19 protein-coding genes are annotated in these 19,722 nt (G+C 53.4%); 18 read left to right on the plus strand and 1 reads right to left on the minus strand.

Features of this window, described 5'->3' with window-relative positions; translation table 11 throughout:
- Nucleotides 1-53: 53 nt before the first annotated feature.
- Complete coding sequence (locus DW937_RS10965; RefSeq protein ID WP_120120930.1) at nt 54-953, minus strand: AraC family transcriptional regulator; 900 nt, start codon at nt 951-953, stop codon at nt 54-56.
- A 205-nt stretch (nt 954-1,158) separates the two neighbouring features.
- Between DW937_RS10965 and fucO the strand changes: the two genes are divergently transcribed.
- The 18 genes from fucO to DW937_RS11055 all read left to right on the plus strand — a co-directional run bounded on the left by fucO (nt 1,159) and on the right by DW937_RS11055 (nt 19,593).
- On the plus strand, nt 1,159-2,307 hold the full coding sequence (fucO, locus tag DW937_RS10970) for a lactaldehyde reductase (RefSeq protein ID WP_120120931.1): 1,149 nt from the start codon (nt 1,159-1,161) through the stop codon (nt 2,305-2,307).
- A 231-nt stretch (nt 2,308-2,538) separates the two neighbouring features.
- The gene (locus tag DW937_RS10975) at nt 2,539-3,846 is read left to right on the plus strand and encodes a rhamnulokinase family protein (RefSeq protein ID WP_120120932.1); all 1,308 of its coding nucleotides are present in this window, start codon (nt 2,539-2,541) and stop codon (nt 3,844-3,846) included.
- Between the two features lie 12 nt (nt 3,847-3,858).
- Entirely contained in the window at nt 3,859-5,277 is a 1,419-nt protein-coding gene (locus DW937_RS10980) for an arabinose isomerase (protein ID WP_120120933.1), read from the plus strand.
- Nucleotides 5,278-5,310: 33 nt separating this feature from the next.
- A complete protein-coding gene (gene rhaD / locus DW937_RS10985) occupies nt 5,311-6,138 on the plus strand; it encodes a rhamnulose-1-phosphate aldolase (RefSeq protein WP_097783716.1) in 828 nt (275 codons plus the stop codon).
- A 10-nt stretch (nt 6,139-6,148) separates the two neighbouring features.
- Entirely contained in the window at nt 6,149-6,466 is a 318-nt protein-coding gene (locus DW937_RS10990; RefSeq protein WP_120120934.1) for an L-rhamnose mutarotase, read from the plus strand.
- Nucleotides 6,467-6,793: 327 nt separating this feature from the next.
- Nucleotides 6,794-7,828, plus strand: coding sequence for a TRAP transporter substrate-binding protein DctP (gene dctP, locus DW937_RS10995; RefSeq protein WP_120120935.1), 1,035 nt, complete (start codon nt 6,794-6,796; stop codon nt 7,826-7,828).
- On the plus strand, nt 7,825-8,295 hold the full coding sequence (locus DW937_RS11000; RefSeq protein WP_120120936.1) for a TRAP transporter small permease: 471 nt from the start codon (nt 7,825-7,827) through the stop codon (nt 8,293-8,295). Before dctP ends, DW937_RS11000 begins: the two co-directional genes overlap by 4 nt.
- A complete protein-coding gene (locus DW937_RS11005) occupies nt 8,296-9,609 on the plus strand; it encodes a TRAP transporter large permease (protein ID WP_120120937.1) in 1,314 nt (437 codons plus the stop codon). It abuts the gene before it with no gap.
- 89 nt (nt 9,610-9,698) lie between these two features.
- The gene (locus DW937_RS11010; protein ID WP_120120938.1) at nt 9,699-10,628 is read left to right on the plus strand and encodes an AraC family transcriptional regulator; all 930 of its coding nucleotides are present in this window, start codon (nt 9,699-9,701) and stop codon (nt 10,626-10,628) included.
- A 10-nt stretch (nt 10,629-10,638) separates the two neighbouring features.
- Nucleotides 10,639-11,766, plus strand: a complete 1,128-nt coding sequence (locus DW937_RS11015; RefSeq protein WP_207666651.1) for a glycoside hydrolase family 88 protein — start codon at nt 10,639-10,641, stop codon at nt 11,764-11,766.
- 32 nt (nt 11,767-11,798) lie between these two features.
- A complete protein-coding gene (locus tag DW937_RS11020; protein ID WP_120120940.1) occupies nt 11,799-12,608 on the plus strand; it encodes a gluconate 5-dehydrogenase in 810 nt (269 codons plus the stop codon).
- Nucleotides 12,609-12,623: 15 nt separating this feature from the next.
- The gene (locus DW937_RS11025; protein ID WP_120120941.1) at nt 12,624-13,445 is read left to right on the plus strand and encodes a TIM barrel protein; all 822 of its coding nucleotides are present in this window, start codon (nt 12,624-12,626) and stop codon (nt 13,443-13,445) included.
- A gap of 739 nt (nt 13,446-14,184) precedes the next feature.
- Nucleotides 14,185-14,619, plus strand: coding sequence for a plasmid mobilization relaxosome protein MobC (locus DW937_RS11030; protein WP_120120942.1), 435 nt, complete (start codon nt 14,185-14,187; stop codon nt 14,617-14,619).
- Nucleotides 14,591-16,126 carry a relaxase/mobilization nuclease domain-containing protein gene (locus DW937_RS11035; RefSeq protein WP_120120943.1) on the plus strand — a complete coding sequence of 512 codons (1,536 nt, stop codon included), beginning with the start codon at nt 14,591-14,593 and terminating at the stop codon, nt 16,124-16,126. Before DW937_RS11030 ends, DW937_RS11035 begins: the two co-directional genes overlap by 29 nt.
- 12 nt (nt 16,127-16,138) lie before the next feature.
- Entirely contained in the window at nt 16,139-17,104 is a 966-nt protein-coding gene (locus DW937_RS11040; protein ID WP_097781462.1) for a hypothetical protein, read from the plus strand.
- A 143-nt stretch (nt 17,105-17,247) separates the two neighbouring features.
- Nucleotides 17,248-17,631 (plus strand): transposase, encoded by a 384-nt coding sequence (locus DW937_RS15210; RefSeq protein WP_242852821.1) that lies wholly within the window; start codon nt 17,248-17,250, stop codon nt 17,629-17,631.
- 173 nt (nt 17,632-17,804) lie between these two features.
- On the plus strand, nt 17,805-18,260 hold the full coding sequence (locus DW937_RS11050; RefSeq protein ID WP_055190626.1) for a MarR family transcriptional regulator: 456 nt from the start codon (nt 17,805-17,807) through the stop codon (nt 18,258-18,260).
- Nucleotides 18,247-19,593, plus strand: coding sequence for an MATE family efflux transporter (locus tag DW937_RS11055; protein WP_055190629.1), 1,347 nt, complete (start codon nt 18,247-18,249; stop codon nt 19,591-19,593). The genes DW937_RS11050 and DW937_RS11055 overlap by 14 nt, the downstream gene beginning before the upstream one ends.
- Nucleotides 19,594-19,722 lie beyond the last annotated feature (129 nt).

Below are 19,722 nucleotides of genomic sequence, written 5' to 3' on the forward strand. Positions count from 1 at the left end.
AATATAAAACATAGTCATACACCATTATGCTAAACATCCCTAGAGGAATTGTGTCATTTTGACATAAATCCTCCTGCTTCTCTTGTAAAGTCCAACGGTTTTAGCGCACTTTTGCGATATTGTAAGGGGCTTTGCCCGGTCGCCTTGGCAAACCGGGTGGAAAAGTTGCTGGCATCGCCAAAACCGACCTGCTGCGCGATCTCAGTAACGCTGTGGTCGGTGAGAACCAGCAGTTCCTTTGCCTGCGTGATACGGAAGTTGACGAGGTAGTTGTAGGGCGTTGTGCCCATATACCGCCGGAACAGCCGCAGAAAGTAGCTTTTGCTCATGTGGGCATCGGCCAGCAGGTCAGCAAGAGAAAGTTCTTTCTGGTAATTCTTTCGCAGGATTTCAGCAGCCTGCAAAATGACCTGCCGTGCGCTGGTGGTCTCGGCCTCTGCAAGAATGGTCTGTGCGCACAGGGCAAGCATCCCGTGCAAAGCCAGACCGGTCTGCACCATGCTGTCCACATTGCCGCGCTCCATCTGGCCCAGAATCGTTTCAAACAATTCCTGCATCTTGGCCCCAGTGATCTGCACCGGGGTCAATTTTTTGCCCGGAAACAGCAGCGGTTCCATGGCCGCAACGCCCACACCGTCCAGATGCACCCAATAATGGTGCCAGCAGCTTTGTCCCGGTGCAGTGCAGTAGCTTTGCGGAGTACGGCAGTTGAGCAGCAATGCCTGCCCGGTGCTGAGGATCACATGGTTCCCATCCTGCTCGATCAGCCCGGCTCCGCGCAGGGTATAGAACAAAATGTAGCTTTCCTTGTCCGTGCGCGCCGTAGAAAAATGTTGCTGGGCATAGAACACCCCCGCTTCGGTGCAATAATAAGGTTGTGCCAGCTCTGCTTCGCTGGGTGTTGTGCGTTTCCATACGCTTTCCGGGGTCACATCCATGTTATAAGTCAGCATTTTTCGATTCCTCTCTTTCTGTTTTTAGTATAGCGCACACGCCTTTTGGGGGCAAGAGTAGACTTTTCACAAAAAAGAGAGTACTTTTTCGGATGGAATTTTCCGAATGCGGCCAGTATACTAATGAACAGAAAGTTTGTTATCTTTCTGCCAATCCAAGCGATTGCAGCAAAAAGAGAAGTGTCAATTTGGAGGTTTTGTAATTATGGCCGATCGTATTGTTCTGAACAGCATTTCTTACCATGGCCACGGTGCCATCGAGAACATCGTTCCCGAGCTGACCGCCCGTGGCTACAAGAAGGCTTTCGTCTGCTCCGACCCCGACCTGATCAAATTTGGTGTTACCAAAAAGGTCACCGACCTGCTGGATGCTGCAAGCTTTGCCTATGCTGTTTACAGCGAGATCAAGCCCAACCCCACCATCGCCAACGTACAGGACGGCGTGGCTGCCTTCAAGGTTGCCGAGGCTGACTGCATCGTGACCATTGGCGGCGGCTCCTCCATGGACACTGCAAAGGCTATCGGCATCATCATCAACAACCCTGAGTTCGCCGATGTGCGTTCTCTGGAGGGCGTTGCTCCCACCAAGAAGCACGCTGTGTTCACCATCGCAGTACCCACCACTGCCGGCACTGCTGCTGAAGTCACCATCAACTACGTCATCACCGATGTGGAGAAGAAGCGCAAGTTCGTCTGCGTGGATACCAACGACATCCCTGAGATTGCAGTTGTCGATCCCGATATGATGTCCTCTATGCCCAAGGGCCTGACCGCCGCCACCGGTATGGACGCTTTGACCCATGCCATCGAGGGCTACATCACCAAGGGTCACTGCGTCATTTCCGATATGTTCCATCTGGAAGCCATCAAGCTGATCAGCGAGAACCTGCGTGGTGCTGTCCAGAACACCCCGGAGGGCCGCGAGGGTATGGCTCTGGGCGAGTATATCGCCGGTATGGGCTTCTCCAATGTGGGTCTGGGCATTGTTCACTCCATGGCACACGGCCTGTCTGCCCTGTATGACACCCCGCACGGTGTGGCCTGCGCCATCCTGCTGCCGGTTGGTCTGGAGTACAACAAGACCATCGCTGGCGAGCGTTACCGTGCTGTCGGCAAGGCCATGGGCGTGAAGGGCATCGACGAGATGAACGACGCACAGGCCGCTGATTCTACCATCGCCGCTGTCAAGCAGCTGTCTGCTGACGTTGGCATCCCCACCAATCTGAAAGGTATCCTGAAGGAAGAGGACATCCAGTTCCTCGCTGAATCTGCCTTTGCAGACGCTTGCCGCCCCGGTAATCCCCGCGACACCAGCGTGGAAGAGATCGTTGAGCTGTACAAGAGCCAGCTGTAAGCTTCTACATCACCGCTTTGCTTAAATTCCCCATTTCTTCTTCATTACCTCATCATGCAAAAAGGCTGGAATGCTCCTTCCATACGGAGCGTTCCGGCTTTTTTGCTTATGTTGGACGATTTTCAAAATGGGAGAGTGGACTTTTCACAAAAAATGCGTCACCTTTGCCGATGGAATCACGGCGGAAGAACCCGTATACTTAGGTCAAAGAATCCACACAGGAGGCGCATTATGCAAAAGAACTATCTTGCTATCGACATTGGTGCATCCAGCGGGCGGCACATTGTCGGATGGATGGAGAACGGCGTTCTCCGCACCGAGGAAGTGTATCGGTTCCCCAACAGCGTCCAGCGGGTAAACGGTCATCTGAAATGGGACATCGACAGCCTGTTCGCCAATGTGAAGAACGGCATCCGGGAAGCCTTTGCAAAGTATCCGGCCATCGAGAGCCTTTCCATTGATACATGGGCCGTTGATTATGTGCTGCTGAAAAACGATCAGCCGATTTATCCGGTCTACACTTACCGCGACAGCCGGACGCAGGCGGTCATTCCCGAAGTACACAGCATCCTGCCCTTTGAACAGCTTTACCAGCGCACCGGCATCCAGTTCCAGCCCTTCAACAGCATTTATCAGCTGTACGCTGACAAAAAAGCCGGACGGCTGGCAGAGGCCGAGGACTTTTTGATGATCCCGGAATATCTGCTGTGGAAACTGTGCGGCGTAAAAGCCCGCGAGTACACCAATGCCACCTCCACCGGCCTTGTGAATGCTCAGACCGGGGAATATGACCCGGAAATTTTACAGGCGCTTGGCCTGCCGGAAACGATGTTCCCCAAGCTGACCGCACCCGGCACGGTGCTGGGGTCGCTGATGCCCAACATTGCCGCCGAGGTGGGTGGGCAGACCAAGGTGGTGCTGTGCGCCACCCACGACACCGCCAGCGCGGTGGAGGGCATTCCCATGGAGCAGGGGGATGCGCCGTTCCTTTCCTCCGGTACATGGAGTTTGCTGGGGGTCAAGCTGGCTAAGCCCATCACCAGCCCGGAGAGCCGCCGCGCAAACTTTGCCAACGAGGGCGGCGTGGGATACATCCGCTACCTGAAAAACATCATGGGTCTGTGGATCATCCAGTGCGTGCAAAAGCAGCTGGGCATCTCCTTTGCTGAGATGGTGGAACTGGCCAAGACCAGCACCTACACCCGCATTTTTGATGTGAATGAAGCCCGTTTCTCCGCGCCGCAGGACATGCACGCGGAAATCAGAGCCGCTCTTACCGAGACCGGTGAAGCCCCTGCCACGGATGCCGACCTTATCAACAGCATCTACCATTCGCTTGCGTACTGCTACGGGGAAGCCTATCGTGAGATGGAGGCTGTGACCGGGCAGCACTGGGATAAACTCTACATCGCAGGTGGCGGCGCAAAGAACGCCACCCTGAACGAGCTGACCGCCCATTATACCGGAAAACAGGTCGTGGCTCTGCCCATCGAGGCAACGGCCATCGGCAATTTGAAGATCCAGATGAACATTCAATAAGGAGGATTATCCATGCTCGTTGAAACCAAAGCCCGTGTTGGCGTGTTCGCCATTGCTCTGGGCGCGTATCTGCCCCAGTTCCCGACCCTCGTGCCCGAATTTGAGCAGCAGTACGCCGACTTCAAAAAGACCATCCCCGACACCGTGGAAATCGTGGACGGCGGCATCGTTACCACCAAGGAACTTTCCATGGCCGCAGGCGACAAGTTCCGCGCCGCGGACGTTGATCTGGTCATTTTGCAGTTGCTGACCTACGCCACCTCTTACAATATGCTGCCCGCCGTGCGCGACCTTAACGTACCCGTGGTACTGGTGAATGTCCAGAAGAAGAAAGCCCCGGACTACGCCAATACCGACACCCCCACTTGGCTGGGCGAGCTGTATGCCTGTGGTGCCGTGGGCGAGATGGTGGCCGACCTGGAGCGCGCTGGCAAGCGTCACGCCGTCATCACCGGCGTTGTCGAGGGCGGCGACCCGCAGGTGCAGGCCGAGATCGAGGACTGGTGCCGTGCCGCACAGGTGCGCCGCCGCTTCCGCGACACCAATCTGGCGCAGATCGGCCGTCCGTACCCCGGCATGATGGACTTGTACATCGACGAAACCAACCTCTACAACCGGATGTTCCTCTACACCAAGCAGTTCGACTGGGAGAAGATGTGGGCCATCGCCGACAACATCACCGATGAAGCTGCCATCCGCACCAAGGCACAGGATATTCTGGACACCTTCGATATCGAGGGCGGTGGCACCATTGAAAAGGTCTGGGACATGGCGAAGTATGTCGTGGCCTTTGAACAGTGGGTCAAGGATGAGAAGATCGCGTTCATCGCATCCCACTACGATGGTTTTGCACAGGGCAAGGCCGGTGTGCTGGACAGCATGCTGATTCCGGCGTTCTCCATGCTCATCAAGCAGGGCGTGGCCTGCGCCGTGGAAGGCGATATCAAGGTTTCCATGGCCATGAGCATCCTCAAGACCATTGCAGGCTGCGGCCAGCTGAGCGAGATGTACTCCATCGACTTTGACGAGGATATCTGCATCATCGGCCACTCTGGTTCCGGTGATGCTGACATTTCCGAGAAGAAGCCCACCATGAAGATCGTGCCTGTGTTCCACGGCAAGACCGGCGGCGGCTACTTGACCCAGTTCTACCCCCATCTTGGCCCTGTGACCTATCTGGGCATTACGCAGGACAAGGACGGTCACTTCAAGTTCGTGGTGGCCGAGGGTGTCAACGAACCCGGCCCCATCTTCACCTTTGGTGACACCAATATGCGCACCCGCTTTACCTGCGGCGCACGGGAGTTCTGTAACCGCTGGAGCGAGGCTGGCCCCACCCACCACATGGCTGCGGCTACCGGCCGTCACATCGACACCATTCTGAAAGTGGCAAAGATCTTCGATGTTCCTGTGGACATCATCACTCGATAATTAAGTTTGAAGAGGAAAAGAGAGGTATTTATCATGGGTATTCTGGATATTGAAATCGTAAAAGGCTTTATGCGGATGTGCAACGATGGCTGGCTGCAGGGCTGGCACGAGCGCAACGGCGGCAACCTGACCTACCGCATGAAGGAAGAGGAAGTGGCCCAGTGCCGTCCCTTCTTTGACCCGCAGCCCCGCGAATGGGTGAACATGGGCGTGCAGGCGGACAATCTGGCGGGCGAGTATTTCATTACCACCGGCTCCGGCAAGTTTTTCCGCAACGTGGAGCCGGACCCTGTCCATAGCATCGGCATTGTGGAGATCAACGACAAGGGCGACAGCTGGCGCATTGTCTGGGGCCTGGAGGACGGCGCAAAGCCCACATCCGAGTTCCCCAGCCACTTTATGAACCACAGCGTCCGCAAAGCCGCCACCAATGGCGCAAACCGTGTCATCTACCACTGCCACGCCACCAACGTGATCGCCCTGACCTACATCCTGCCCCTGACCGACCGGGACTTCACCCGTGCGCTGTGGCAGAGCGCCACCGAGTGCCCGGTGGTGTTCCCGGAGGGCGTGGGCGTCTGCCCGTGGATGGTGCCCGGCGGGGCAGACATTGCCATGGCCACCAGTGAGCTGATGAAGACTTATCAGGCCGCCATCTGGGCACAGCACGGTCTGTTTGCCTCCGGTCCGGACTTTGACATCACCTTCGGTCTGGCCCACACCATTGAAAAGAGCGCAGAAATCTACGTCAAGGTGCTCTCCATGGGCGGCGGCATCATCCGGCAGACCATCACCGATGACGACCTGCGTGCCATTGCCCGCGACTTTGGCGTGACCCTGAACGAGAAGTTCCTCAACTAAGGAGCAGAGCATGGAACACATGGCATGGAAAGGCCGCATCAAGCCCGGCTGCAAGGCCGAATACCAGAAACGTCATGCAGAGATCTGGCCGGAGATGGTGCAAGTATTAAAAGACGCCGGCATCTGCAATTACAGCATCTTCTACTGCAACGATGAACTGTTCGGCTACTATGAGTGCGAAAAGGGCGTTGCCTATGCCGAGAAAGTGCAGGCAGAAAGCCCGGTCGTTGCCCGCTGGAACGAGTACATGAAGGACATTCTGGAATTGGAAATGGACCCCGTGACCGGCGCACAGCCCAAGCTGGAGCAGGTATTCCGGCTGAACTGAGCGGCAACCTTTTATAAAAGAAACATGTCAAGAGCCATCCGTAACAAACTACGGGTGGCTCTTTTCTGCTTACGCTCAAACAATATTGCGCAGAAAAAACGGACGAATTGATCTAAAAAATTATTTGTATGTAGAAAAATAGCAAGAAATATTGTCCATTTCAACAAAACAATAGAGAAAAGCGAAAAAATGTATACAACACAAACGCAATATCGTTTGAATTTTCGGCTTCATTCGCAATTCTTTGCGAGAAAGCTGGCCCCAAAGGCTGTATAATTACAACCAGAAAGTCGCACCGAACGAGCAAATCATTTAGGAGGAATGACAATGAAAAAGACATCAAAAATCTTGTTGACCGTCATTGTCGTCGTGCTGCTGGGAATCGGAGTTTCCACCTTTTTCAAGGTAAACGGCAGCATTGGCAATGACAAGATCCAGCTCCGGCTGGCGCACGGTCAGGCGGGCGATTCCGAGATCGGCGGCACGATCGCGTATCTGTCCGATCTGGTGGCCGAAGATGAGAGCATGAACATGGAAGTTTCTATCTATCCCAGTGGTGTTCTGGGTTCTGAAACGGCCATGGTCGAGTTGGTGCAGGCCGGTGTTCTGGACATGGCAAAAATCAGCGCAAATACGCTGGGCCAGTTCGATGACCGCTACACCATCTTCTCTCTGCCGTACCTGTTCAAAGGGCAGGAACACTACTACAATGCAATGGCAAACAGTCAGGTCATTCGTGAGCTGTTCAACGCCACGGAGGATGCAGGCTACATCGCAATCGGATATTATTGCAATGGTGCGCGCAACTTCTATCTGAAAGACGATGTGGCAGTTACTTCTCCCGCCGTGCTGAAAGGCAAAAAGATTCGTTCCATGGTCAGCTCCACTTCCATGGATATGATTGAAGCTATGGGCGGTTCTCCCGTTCCTATGTCCGCAAGTGAAACGTACACCTCTTTGCAGCAGGGCATCGTGGACGGTGCAGAGAACACTGAGCTGGCTCTGACCGTTGACAAGCATGAGGAGATCGTCAAGTCCTACACCTACACCGAGCATCAGTACACCCCTGACATTTACATCATCAGCACGAAGGTCTGGAACAAGCTCTCCAAGGAGCAGCAGGACTATCTGCTGGAATGCTTCAGCAAGCTGAATGACAACTTCGTACAGAAGTACAATCAGATGATGGACGATGCCATAACTGAGGCGGAGAGCTACGGCGTACACGTTTACCGTGACATCGACAAGACTCCGTTTATCGAAGCTGTGCAGCCCATTCACCAGAACTTCCTTGCAAAAGGCGATGCCTACCAGAGGCTGTACGATGATATCCAGAGCTATGCGGAGGATACAAGCAAATGAAAGTACTGAATAAGATTTTAAGCTCTGTTCTCGCCTTTATGGTTGCGGCGATGGTCGTTGTCTGCTGCTGGCAGGTCATTACCCGCTTCGTGCTGGGCAATCCCAGCAAATACACCGAAGAAATCCTGCGTTTCGCACTGATTTGGCTGACTATGCTGGGTGCGCCGTATGCCTACGGTGCCAAGCAGCATCTGGCCATCGACCTGCTGGTCAAGAGTTTTGAACCCACTGGTCAGCGCCGCACCCAGATCTTTGTAGAGTTCGTTGTTCTGGCACTGAGCGCCGCGGTCTTTGTGGTAGGCGGCATCGCCGTCACGATGAACGCCCACGGTCAGATTTCGGCGGCTATGAAGCTGCCCATGGAGTGCTACTACGCCTGCATTCCCATCGGCGGTGCGCTGATGATCCTTTACAGCCTGAACAATCTGTATCATCTCTTCCGGGATAAAGACAAGGAGGTCGCTTAAATGGAACTGCAAGCCGCTATCCTTCTGGTGGTCAGCTTCGCGCTGCTGCTGATGTTCAGCGTACCTGTTTCGTACAGCATCGTTGCATCTGCATTTATCACCATCACCGCTTTCCTTACCCCACAATTCGGTATGTTCGTTTCCGCCCAGAAAGTCATCGCGGGCATTGATAGTCTTTCGCTGATCGCCGTTCCGTTCTTTATCTTAGCCGGTCTGCTGATGAGCAACGGCGGCATCGCGCACCGATTGGTTGACTTAGCCATGCTGGTTCTGCGGCGGGTGCCCGGTGCACTGGCTCTGACCAACGCCGCTGGCAACGCAATGTTCGGTTCTATTTCTGGTTCTGGTATCGCAGCTGCTACCGCAATCGGCGGCGTTATGCTCCCCATGGAAAAAGAGGAAGGCTATGACGAAGGTTTCTCCGCTGCCATGAATGTGGCCACCGCTCCGGTCGGCCAGCTGATTCCCCCTACTACCGCATTTATCGTCTACTCCACCGCAAGTGGCGGCACTTCCGTTGCAACCCTGTTTATGGCTGGATGGATTCCCGGTCTGCTCTGGACTGCCGCCTGCATGGTCGTTGGTTATTTCATCGCAAAGAAATACGGTTATGTCCGTAAGGGCGACAAGGCTCAGAAGCTGAGCGTCAGCGAGACCTTGAACACCATCTGGCGTGCCATCCCCAGCCTGCTGCTCATCGTCATTATCATCGGCGGTATCCTGTCCGGTGTGTTCAGCCCCACGGAAGCCTCCGCTGTGGCTGTTGCTTATGCCTTTATCCTGTCAGTTTTCATCTACAAGTCCATCGACCTGAAGGATATGCCCCGTATTCTGGTGCAGACTGCAAACATGACCACCGTTGTCATGCTGATCATCGGTGCATCCTCCGTCCTGAGCTTTGTTCTGAGTTTCACCGGCCTGCCTGCTGCCATCAGTAAAATGGTTCTGGGCATCTCCGACAACAAGTACGTCCTGCTGCTCATCCTGAACATCTTCCTGCTGATCGTCGGCACCTTTATGGATATGGCACCGGCTCTGCTGATCTTCACCCCGATCTTCCTGCCCATTGTCCGCGCCTTCGGCATGAGCGATGTGCAGTTCGGCGTTATGATGGTCATGAATCTGGCTGTCGGCACCATCACTCCTCCCGTTGGCAACGTCCTGTTCGTGGGATGCTCGTTGGCAAAGCAACGTCTGGAGAATGTGATGAAAAGTCTGGTTCCGTTCTTTGTGGCAATTTTCATCTCACTGATGCTGGTCACATACATCCCTGCTCTGAGCGAGTGGCTGCCTACTACGCTGGGCCTGATGTAAGCCCCACAGTGCAAATGCTTGTCAAACCTGAACAGATATGACATAATCAAGGCAAGAACACCGCCTGTTCAGGAGAAAAGGAGCATTTCATGGAAACAACATGGCTGCACAGCATGGTTCAGGGTGATGCGACCCAATATTACCGCAAACGAAACGGCATTATGGTGGAACACATGGTTCGTCCGGCAAACTTTGATATGCGGTACAACCACTTCCATCAGGAGTACGAAATTTATCTCCTGCTCCGTGGGCGGCGGCAGATGTTCTTTGAGAACCGCGCCTATGAAGCACAGGCCGGGAACCTGATTCTCGTGGACAGCGGCCAGATTCATATGTCCCATTCCATCGTGGGAGACCCGGAAACCGAATACGAGCGAGCGATCCTCTATGTAGACCGGGACATTGTGGAAAAGGTCGATAAGATGTTCCCGGAACTGAAGATCGGTGCGTTCTTCCACAAGCACTACGGAATTTACGAACTGACCCCGAAGCAGACAGCGAATACCCGCCGATTGTTTCTGCAAATCATGGGGGAACTGGACAAGGCAGAGCCTATGAGCCAGACCGCTATCCTTTCGGAGTTGATTCTAGGCTTCATCCACTTCCGGCGCAGCAATCAGCAGGTCGCCTGCCTGAACGATGTGCAGGAGGGTAAGGCCAGCGGCGGAAAGTTCGATGCAGTCTACCAAATCTCAGACTACATTTCCGATCACTTTCAGGAAACGCTCTCGCTGGACAGCCTTGCCGAGCAGTTTTATATCAGCAAGTATTATCTCAGCCGTTCCTTCCATGAAGTGACTGGCTTCGGCATCAACGAATACATCAACATCCTGCGGGTAAAAAAAGCGCAGAGCCTGTTAGAAACAACAACACTTTCCGTTTCCGAGATCGCAAGCCGTACCGGGTTTGAGAGCATCACCTATCTGGGACGTGTGTTCAAGAAATATCAACACGTTACGCCTGCACAATATCGAAAATCGCTTACTTCAACCGCTGAGAAAAACAACACAAATACATGAGGTGTTTCTTGTGGCAAACGAAATCAAAAAAGAACTGATTCAGAAAAAGCTGGATCTTGTTATCCAGAAGCTGATGCACCTTGGTGCCCCCGAAAACGAGGACACTTTGAAAGAAGGCGGCGAGGCCATCGGATTTTTTAGCCGTGACTTCGGCATCAAGGAGTGGGACTGGCCGCAGGGCATCGGCCTGTACGGACTGCTCAAAATCGCCAAGATGCAGGATTCGGAGGAATACCGCACCTTTCTGCATGATTGGTTCAAGGAGAACATTGCGCAGGGTCTGCCTTCCCGCAATATTAACACGACTACTCCGCTGCTGACTCTGTGTGAATTGAACGAGATCTACCACGACCCTGAGTTTGAAGCCCTTTGTCTGGACTGGGCAAAGTGGCTGATGGAGTGCATCCCGCGTACCCGTGAGGGTGGCTTTCAGCACGTCACCAGTGCCAACGGCGACCGTCAGGGCGTTCGCCTAAACGAGAGCGAGATGTGGATCGACACCCTGTTCATGACCGTCTTGTTCCTCAATCGGATGGGCCAGAAGTACGGCAAGCAGGAGTGGATCGACGAATCCATTAAGCAGGTGCTGATGCACATCAAGTATCTGTACGATACCCACACCGGTCTGTTCTTCCACGGCTGGTCGTTCAATCGGATGGACAACTTTGGCGGCGTGTTCTGGTGCCGCGGCAACAGCTGGTTCACGCTAGGTATTCTGGACTATCTGGATATGTTTAAGGGTACGCTGAATCAAGGCGTCAAGACGTTCATTCTGGATACCTACAAAGCACAGGTGCGCGCACTGCGTGACCTTCAGGGTGAGGACGGCCTTTGGCATACGGTTCTGGATGACTCCACCAGCTATGAAGAAACTTCCGGCTCTGCTGCTATCACCGCTGGCATCCTGAAAGGCATCCGCATGGGGATTCTGGATGATTCCTACCTGCCCTGTGCCAAGAAAGCTATCCGTGCAATCCTCAAGAACATCGACACCGATGGTACGGTGCTGAAAGTATCCGGCGGTACGGGTATGGGCTACGACCGCGACCACTACAAAAACATTCTGATTGCTCCCATGGCATACGGCCAGTCGCTGACCATCCTTGCACTGGTGGAAGCACTGGAAACCTTTGAATGATATTTCACTGACCTTTATGGAGGACTACTATTATGGCTATCTGCACTCCCAAATCCTTTGACCTGACCGGCAAGGTGGCGCTGATCACCGGCGCATCCTACGGCATCGGCATGGCAATTGCAAAGGCTATGGCAGCCAACGGCGCTACCATCGTGTTCAATGATATCAAGCAGGAGCTGGTGGACAAGGGTCTGGCTTCCTATGCAGAGGCCGGCATCAAGGCACACGGCTACGTCTGCGACGTCACCGATGAGGACGCCGTCAACGCCATGGTCGCCAAGATCACCGAGGAAGTCGGCCACATCAACATTCTGGTCAACAACGCCGGCATCATCAAGCGCATCCCCATGACTGAGATGAGCGCAGCACAGTTCCGTCAGGTCATTGATGTTGACCTGAACGCGCCCTTCATCGTGGCAAAGGCCATCATCCCTGATATGATCGCACAGGGCGGCGGCAAGATCATCAACATCTGCTCCATGATGAGCGAGCTGGGCCGTGAGACCGTTTCTGCTTATGCAGCAGCCAAGGGCGGTCTGAAGATGCTGACCAAGAATATCGCTTCCGAGTACGGCGCTTACAACATCCAGTGCAACGGCATCGGACCCGGCTACATTGCTACCCCGCAGACCGCACCGCTGCGCGAGATCCAGCCCGACGGCAGCCGTCACCCCTTCGACCAGTTCATCGTTGCCAAGACCCCCGCAGGCCGCTGGGGCGAGGCCGAGGATCTGGGCGGACCCGCCGTGTTCCTTGCTTCCGAGGCATCTGATTTCGTCAACGGCCTGATCCTGTATGTGGACGGCGGCATTCTGGCCTACATCGGCAAGCAGCCCCAGTAAAGAAAGGCACCTGCTATGAAGATTGGCTGCCGTGCCCACGATTATGGCAAGCACCCGGCGCAGGAACTGGCATTAATTCTGCACAATGCCGGTTATCAGGCTGCACAGGTCGCCGTGCCAAAGGCCATTGAAGGCATCAATGATTATCAACATATCTCGCCGGAACAGTTGGAAACCCTTCGGAGTGGGTTTGCCGCGCATGATGTAGAAATTTCCGTGCTGGGCTGCTATCAGGATTTGAGCGACCCGGACGCAGAAAAACGTGCCACTGCTGTGCAGAATATCTGCCGCGTTCTGAGCTGGCAGCATCTTGCAGGCGGTCGCTGCGTCGGCAGTGAAACTTCCTATCTGCATCTGGATGCAGAGAAACGCGCTGCACGGCGCGAATGGATGTTCGACAGTGTTCTCCGCATCGTAGAAACCGCTGCAAAAATGGACGCTATCTTTGCAGTGGAGCCGGTCTATTGGCATCCACTGGACAGCATGGAAGTGGTTCAGCAGCTGATTGACCGTGTAGCCGACCCGGAGCATCTGCACTTCATCTTTGACCCGGCCAATGTACTGGAAAACCACAACATTCTCCATCAGACAAAGCTTTGGAATGACTGGCTTTCCCTGATTGGTTCTCGCATTGATGCGATTCATGTCAAAGATTTCACTTATGGCTCTACGGGAACTTACGATACCTACGGCCCTACACCGTTGGGAAAAGGCTGTATCCAGTATGCAGAGATTTCTAAGTGGCTGCACCAGCAGAGCCGGGACATTCCGCTTCTTCGGGAAGAAGTCATCCTGAACTGCGCCGCAGAGGACATTGCTTTTATGTCTGCCCTCTGAACCCTCATTTCAAACCCATCCGCAATTTGCTTTCTTCATTTTCTCCTTCATCATGCGCCCTCCCATTCGTGGGAGGGCATTTTGTATTAGTAATACTTTTGCTGCTTTACCATAATAAATTTTGCAAAACCATCTTGACGCAACTTGCAATCTATGATACCCTCTATCGCAAATCCCACTGCGTTAGTTGTAAATGACCACACGTTGAGGGTCTATTTCCTATGAAGATTTTACCGCTCCGCAACACACCCGATTCATTTTGCCGCCGATTCACCCGACAAAATTTTTCGCCTGTCTTGCAGGGTGGTATTTTTCTTTACGGGAGTTGTACCTTGAAAATTTCATAAGCCGACCGGACGTGATACCGACTTTTCGTCAACGCCGCTGCAAAACAGGGGCAGGAACTGCGTTCGGAGCAAACGGTGATCCCCCTTACATGAGCAGCACCACCTCTACTTATTTTTTGCGCCTTAACAATTCGGAAACATTTGTTGAAAATGCGTTTTGAGCGCAGCGGTAGAGGGCAAGAACCGTCCCGTGGCCACAAATTTTCAATTCTTGAAAATTTCCTGTCCATCCGGGACTTCACTTCTCGAACTCTTGCGAGTTTTCCAAGTGATCTTGTTGGGGCGTGCCTGCCCCAAACCCTGCTCATCATTCGTGCCTTGCGGCACGAATGGAACGGCGTGTCGTGCTTACATAACTTCACCGAGGAGTTATCGAACAGACAGGAGGTACAATGACCAAAACGAATGTTCAACTGACCCCTAGCAATTCCCAGCGCCCCGACACGCCGAACAACAAAACGCACATCATCAAGTTCCGTGTGACAGCGGAGGAAAAAGCGTCACTGGAACTCACTTGCAAACTCCTGAATCTCTCCCTCTCCACTTTTATCCGCCGAGCCATTCACAACGTCAAAATCGAGAAAACGGTCATCGTTGCCGGCGGCGGTGAAGAAACCCTGACCGCTGTTTCCACCCTGCTTGCTCAGTGCAGCAAGGTGGGCGGCAACCTGAACCAGCTTGCAAGGCACTTCAATTCCGGCGGTGCAGACACCGAACAGATCCGGGCGAAACTCCTTGACGAACTTGCAGACCTGACCGCATTTCGGCTGCACGCCGAGAAAGTTCTGGGTGAACTGTATGGCAACGCTCAAGCATATCGCCTCTAAGAACTCGGACTACACCGCCATTGAAGCGTACCTGATCTACCAACACGATGAGTTCACCGGAAAGCAGCTTCTGGATGAACAGGGCAAGCCGAAGCTGCGGGAATCCTACCTGCTCGACACCCTTGAGTGCGGTGATTTCTCATTTGCAACGGCCTGTCTGCTGGCAAACCGCAAGTATGGCAAGAACACCCAGCATGGTGATATTAAAAGCCACCAGTATATCATCAGCTTTGACCCAAGAGATGCAGCCGACAACGGCTTGACCATGGAAAAGGCACAGGCACTTGGCCTGAAATTCTGCGAAGAAAACTTCCCCGGTCATCCCGCCATCGTCTGCACTCACCCCGATGGGCACAACCATTCGGGAAACATCCATGTCCACATCGTGATCGGCAGCATCCGAATGCGAGAAGTGGAACGCAAGCCCTATATGCAAAAGCCCCGCGACTGGTGTGAGGGTATGAAGCACTCCAGCACGGCCCAGACCATGCGGCACTTGCGTGTCGAGGTCATGGAGCTGTGCGAAGGTGCTGGACTGTACCAGATCGACCTGCTCAACGGCTCGAAGGTTCGTGTGAGCGAGCGCGAATACTGGATGAAACAGCGAGGTCAACTGAAACTCGACCATGAAAACGCTGCCCTGCTCGCAACAGGTCAGCAGCCCACACAAACGAAGTTTGAAACCGCAAAAGAAGTCTTGCGGAGACAGATTTCGGAGGTTCTCAATGTTGCAACGAGTTTTGAAGATTTCTCGGACAGGCTCTTGCAGCAGTACGGCATTACCGTCAAGGAAAGCCGTGGACGGCTCAGCTATCTGCCTGCTGGAAGGACAAAGTTCATCCGGGCGCGCAGCATCGGTGACAAGTTCGAGAAAGAACTTGTGCTTGCCGCTCTGAAAGCCAATACCGAACGCAAGCGCACTATCCAGTCCAAGTCTGACCGCATCGGGAAACTGATCGATATTCAGGCGAAGCTGAAGCAGGGTAAGGGCATCGGCTACGAGCGTTGGGCGAAAAAACACAACCTCAAAGCTATGGCACAGACCTTGATCCTCTTGCAGGAAAATGGTCTGCTCAACGAGGACGCACTCGACCAGAGAATTACAGAGCTTGATACCAAGTTCCACGATTCGCTGGCAGTGGTGAAAGATCTCGAAGGTCGCATGAAAGCCAACAAAGAGCTGCGCTATCATGTCGCAGCCTACGCCAGCACCAAGAGCGTCGCACAGCAGTTAAAAGCTGCAAAACGACCCGCAGCCTTTGAAGAACAGCACCGTGCAGAGCTGACAGCGCACCGGGCGGCAGCAGCCTATTTCAAGGCAAATGATATCACCAAGCTGCCCAGCCCGAAGAAACTGGAAGCCGAGTATGCGCAGCTGGCATCCGAAAAGGCACAGTTCTACGAGCAGTACAAGGAAGCCAAGAACGAGCTGCTCAAGCTGAAAACCGCAAAGCAGAATGTTGCGTCCTTTTTCCGGGAGGAAGAACCGGCGCAGCAGGAGAGATAAAGGAGTGTGCGTATGATCAACCTGAAAATCGACCCGGAGTTCCAGTCTCAGATTCCTCCTCTGACCGATGATGAATTTAAGCAGCTTGAAGAAAACATCCTCAAGGAAGGCAAGCTGCTCTCTCCTTTGATCGTTTGGAACAATACCCTTGTTGACGGCCACAACCGTTATGCCATTCTCCAGAAGCATCCTGAGATTTATTTTTCCACTACGCCGCTCCAATTTGAGAACCGCGAAGAAACCATTGCGTGGATTTGCCGGAATCAGTTGGGACGGCGAAACCTGAGCCCCGAACAGAAACGCTATCTGCTTGGGAAACAGTATGAAGCTGAAAAGAAAGCTGCAAAAATCTTTCGGGGTAATCAGTACACTTTAGCAAAGAAAAGTGGTGGTGATCACGGTGATAACCACCACTCTGGAAAGAAAACCTGTGACCGGATCGCAGAGGAAAACGGTGTCAGCCGCGCCTCCGTTCTCCGCGCCAGCCACTATACACGAGGCATCGACATCGCAGACAACCTCTCTCCCGGCATCAAGCAGAAAGTCTTTTCCGGCGAAGTGAAGTTTACCAACGAAGAAATGTCCAAACTCGTGCAGGTAAGTGCCGAGCATCGTTCAGATGTCCTTGCTCAAATCCTGCATCCAGAGGCATTGGAAGTGTTGGAATCTGCCAGTGCAGAATTTGAACCTGAAAAAGCAGAACCCGTTCCCATGCCCACACCACAAACAGAAGAATTCCGGTGCTATCATGTACCGGACGAGTTTATGAAGGTTTACAAATCCTTGAGCCGTGCGACCGAAATGATGAAAAACTCATGGAAGAAAACGCTCAAAAACAATCCCAGCTATTTCACTGACCCGGAAAAGCAAAAGGTTCTCCGCTTCGCAATGCAGAGACCTGCTAACTACCTGACTGAAATCGAAACCTATCTGGAAAAGGCTCTTGCAGAAGCCCTTGAAGAAGAAAAGACCGCATAACAGCAGACACCTGTAAGCCATCAACGAGCCCCCAGCCGCAAGTGCAGGGCGGAAAGCATCCGCGCCCTTGCGCCTGATAAAAATTGGAACTTTGATTTTCTCGCCCGACTTTGCTGCGGTGGGACGATCAAAGGAGCGTGCGTTTGAACAAAAAGAAAAAGTCCACAAACACTTCCCCCTATCCCGATGAAGTCATCGACCGTCTGGCACGGGCATTCTACCCGGCCATCCTTGCCTGCTGGAACAGCGAGGTAGGACAGCGGGAGTTTGCTGCATGGCAGGCGGAGCAGGCTCATCATGCCCCCAGCAAAGAAAAGCAGAGCGTTCCCGACGGGGAACGCCCTGTTGTACATATCGCTGTTATCTGTGGCTTTAATCGCAAGTTTTACAAGCAGAGCAATTCTCAACGACCTGTTTGCGATATGCAATTCACGGTTGTTGCCAACGAATCAAATCGTGAATTACGCTGGCAGGGTGCGTCCTATTCAGGGACGCACCCTGTTTTTGTTTTGTATTTGATCTTCTAATCCATGGTTCAGACTGTATTCGCTCAAACACCCTCTAGAATGGTATGCCGGAAGCAGATGCCTCAAAGCTGCCGACATCTCCGATTTTTCAAAAAGACTTGACATTCCCGGGTAGTTCTATATAATTATCAATGTTAATTACCTTCGATAATCGTTTGGAGAGGAATTTCATTATGACCATCGAACTGATCAAGCAGCTGCTGGATGCCTGCTATCTGGCAAAGCGGGCACGGGAGATGCTGCCTGCCCTGCCGGAGGGTGTGACATCCTCCTATATCCAGTGTCTGGATGTTATTCAGAAATTGCAGACCCGTGGCATCTGGCCGAAGATCTCTGATCTCAGCGATGCGCTGAATCTGCCCCGCCCCGGTGTGACCCGTACCGTAAAAGAGATGGAGCACAAAGGGTATCTGAGAAAACAGGTGTCCGCTGAAGATGGCCGCGTGACCTATCTGTTCCTCACCGAGAGCGGGCAAGCGCTTTCCCAGAAGTACAATACGGACTACTTCTCGCAACTGCTCCCGTATCTGGACGGCATTTCCGAGGAGGATGCAGCGTGCACCATCCAAACGCTGGAAAAATTCTATGCTATTATGTGCGAAAGGAAAGATTCTCTTGAAAAACGATAAGACCGATTTTACCCAAGGCCGCATTTTGCCAAAGCTCGCCTTTTTCATGCTGCCCATTCTGGGTGCGCTGGTGCTGCAGGCCGCTTACGGCGCAGTAGATCTTCTGGTAGTGGGGCGCTTTGGCTCCACTTCAGGCTTGTCTGCGGTTTCCACCGGTAGTCAGGTACTCAACCTCGTCACCTTTGTTGTCACCCAGCTTGCCATGGGTGTCACAGTGCTCATTGCCCGCTATCTGGGCGAAAAACGACCGCAGTACATCGGGCAAGTCATTGGCGGGGCAGCTGTTGTGTTCACCCTTCTGGCAGCTGCACTGTTCGTGGTGCTGGTGTTTTTTGCACGGCTTATTTCCAGTCTGATGCAGGCTCCTGCCGAAGCCCTGGACCTGACCGCCAGCTATGTGCGCATTTGCGGCAGCGGCATCTTCTTTATTGTAGCCTATAATATGCTCTCGGCTCTTTTCCGCGGTCTGGGCGACAGCCGCTCTCCGCTGATCTTTGTGCTGGTGGCGTGCATTGTGAATGTTATTGGCGATCTGGTGCTGGTGGCTGGTTTTCATCTGGATGCTGCCGGTGCCGCCATTGCTACGGTAGCAGCACAAGCCGTCAGCGTAATCTGTGCAATCGCAATGCTGCTGAAGAAGGAGCTGCCCTTCAAAATCCATCGCTCTGATTTCAAGCCGAACCCCCAGTGCAAAAAATTTCTGGGCATCGGTCTGCCGCTGGCTTTGCAGGAGTTTTTGACCCAGCTTTCCTTTCTGGCGCTCTGCGCCTTCGTCAACCGGTTGGGGCTGGAGGCATCTTCCGGCTACGGTGTGGCGTGCAAGATCGTTAATTTTGCCATGCTGATCCCCAGTTCTCTGATGCAGTCCATGGCATCCTTTGTGTCCCAGAACGTGGGTGCTGGCAATAAAAAACGCGCCGAGCAGTCCATGCTCACCGGCATTGGCATCGGTCTGGTGTTCGGCTGCGTCGTATTTGCACTGGTGTGGTGCAAGGGTGACGTTCTCTCCGGTCTGTTTACGGCAGATGCCGCGGTTATTGCCAACGGCTACGCCTACCTCAAGGGCTTTGCGCCCGAGACCATCGCCACTGCCATCCTGTTCAGCATGGTAGGTTACTTCAATGGCAACGACAAAACCCTCTGGGTCATGGTACAGGGGCTGGTGCAGACTCTGCTGGTGCGTCTCCCCATGGCGTATATTATGAGTATCCAGCCCAACGCCAGCCTGACGATGATCGGTCTGTCCGCACCCACCTCCACCGCAGTGGGCATCTTATTAAACATCTGCTTTTTCCTCTGGCTTAAACGATACGAAAATCAAACGTCTGCATAAGTTTTGAAGGCTGGAGGCCTGCCGATGGTTGTTACCACCTATAAACATGATACGGTCGTGCTTGAAATTTCAAATTCAATCATGAGTCGATAATAGCAAACAAGCCCACAGGATAGACCGCATAAAAAT

The sequence above is a fragment of the Faecalibacterium sp. AM43-5AT genome (assembly GCF_003603345.1).
GTDB lineage: Bacteria > Bacillota > Clostridia > Oscillospirales > Ruminococcaceae > Faecalibacterium > Faecalibacterium taiwanense.

Excerpts from the sequence above, each read along its gene's own strand:
- DW937_RS10975 (WP_120120932.1), top strand. The coding sequence starts at position 2,539 with ATGCAAAAGAACTATCTTGCTATCGACATTGGTGCATCCAGCGGGCGG.
- DW937_RS11040 (WP_097781462.1), top strand. The coding sequence starts at position 16,139 with ATGATCAACCTGAAAATCGACCCGGAGTTCCAGTCTCAGATTCCTCCT.
- DW937_RS11030 (WP_120120942.1), top strand. The coding sequence starts at position 14,185 with ATGACCAAAACGAATGTTCAACTGACCCCTAGCAATTCCCAGCGCCCC.
- fucO (WP_120120931.1), top strand. The coding sequence starts at position 1,159 with ATGGCCGATCGTATTGTTCTGAACAGCATTTCTTACCATGGCCACGGT.
- DW937_RS10990 (WP_120120934.1), top strand. The coding sequence starts at position 6,149 with ATGGAACACATGGCATGGAAAGGCCGCATCAAGCCCGGCTGCAAGGCC.
- DW937_RS11050 (WP_055190626.1), top strand. The coding sequence starts at position 17,805 with ATGACCATCGAACTGATCAAGCAGCTGCTGGATGCCTGCTATCTGGCA.
- DW937_RS11020 (WP_120120940.1), top strand. The coding sequence starts at position 11,799 with ATGGCTATCTGCACTCCCAAATCCTTTGACCTGACCGGCAAGGTGGCG.
- DW937_RS11025 (WP_120120941.1), top strand. The coding sequence starts at position 12,624 with ATGAAGATTGGCTGCCGTGCCCACGATTATGGCAAGCACCCGGCGCAG.
- DW937_RS10980 (WP_120120933.1), top strand. The coding sequence starts at position 3,859 with ATGCTCGTTGAAACCAAAGCCCGTGTTGGCGTGTTCGCCATTGCTCTG.
- DW937_RS11005 (WP_120120937.1), top strand. The coding sequence starts at position 8,296 with ATGGAACTGCAAGCCGCTATCCTTCTGGTGGTCAGCTTCGCGCTGCTG.
- rhaD (WP_097783716.1), top strand. The coding sequence starts at position 5,311 with ATGGGTATTCTGGATATTGAAATCGTAAAAGGCTTTATGCGGATGTGC.
- DW937_RS11035 (WP_120120943.1), top strand. The coding sequence starts at position 14,591 with ATGGCAACGCTCAAGCATATCGCCTCTAAGAACTCGGACTACACCGCC.
- dctP (WP_120120935.1), top strand. The coding sequence starts at position 6,794 with ATGAAAAAGACATCAAAAATCTTGTTGACCGTCATTGTCGTCGTGCTG.
- DW937_RS10965 (WP_120120930.1), bottom strand. The coding sequence starts at position 953 with ATGCTGACTTATAACATGGATGTGACCCCGGAAAGCGTATGGAAACGC.
- DW937_RS11000 (WP_120120936.1), top strand. The coding sequence starts at position 7,825 with ATGAAAGTACTGAATAAGATTTTAAGCTCTGTTCTCGCCTTTATGGTT.
- DW937_RS11010 (WP_120120938.1), top strand. The coding sequence starts at position 9,699 with ATGGAAACAACATGGCTGCACAGCATGGTTCAGGGTGATGCGACCCAA.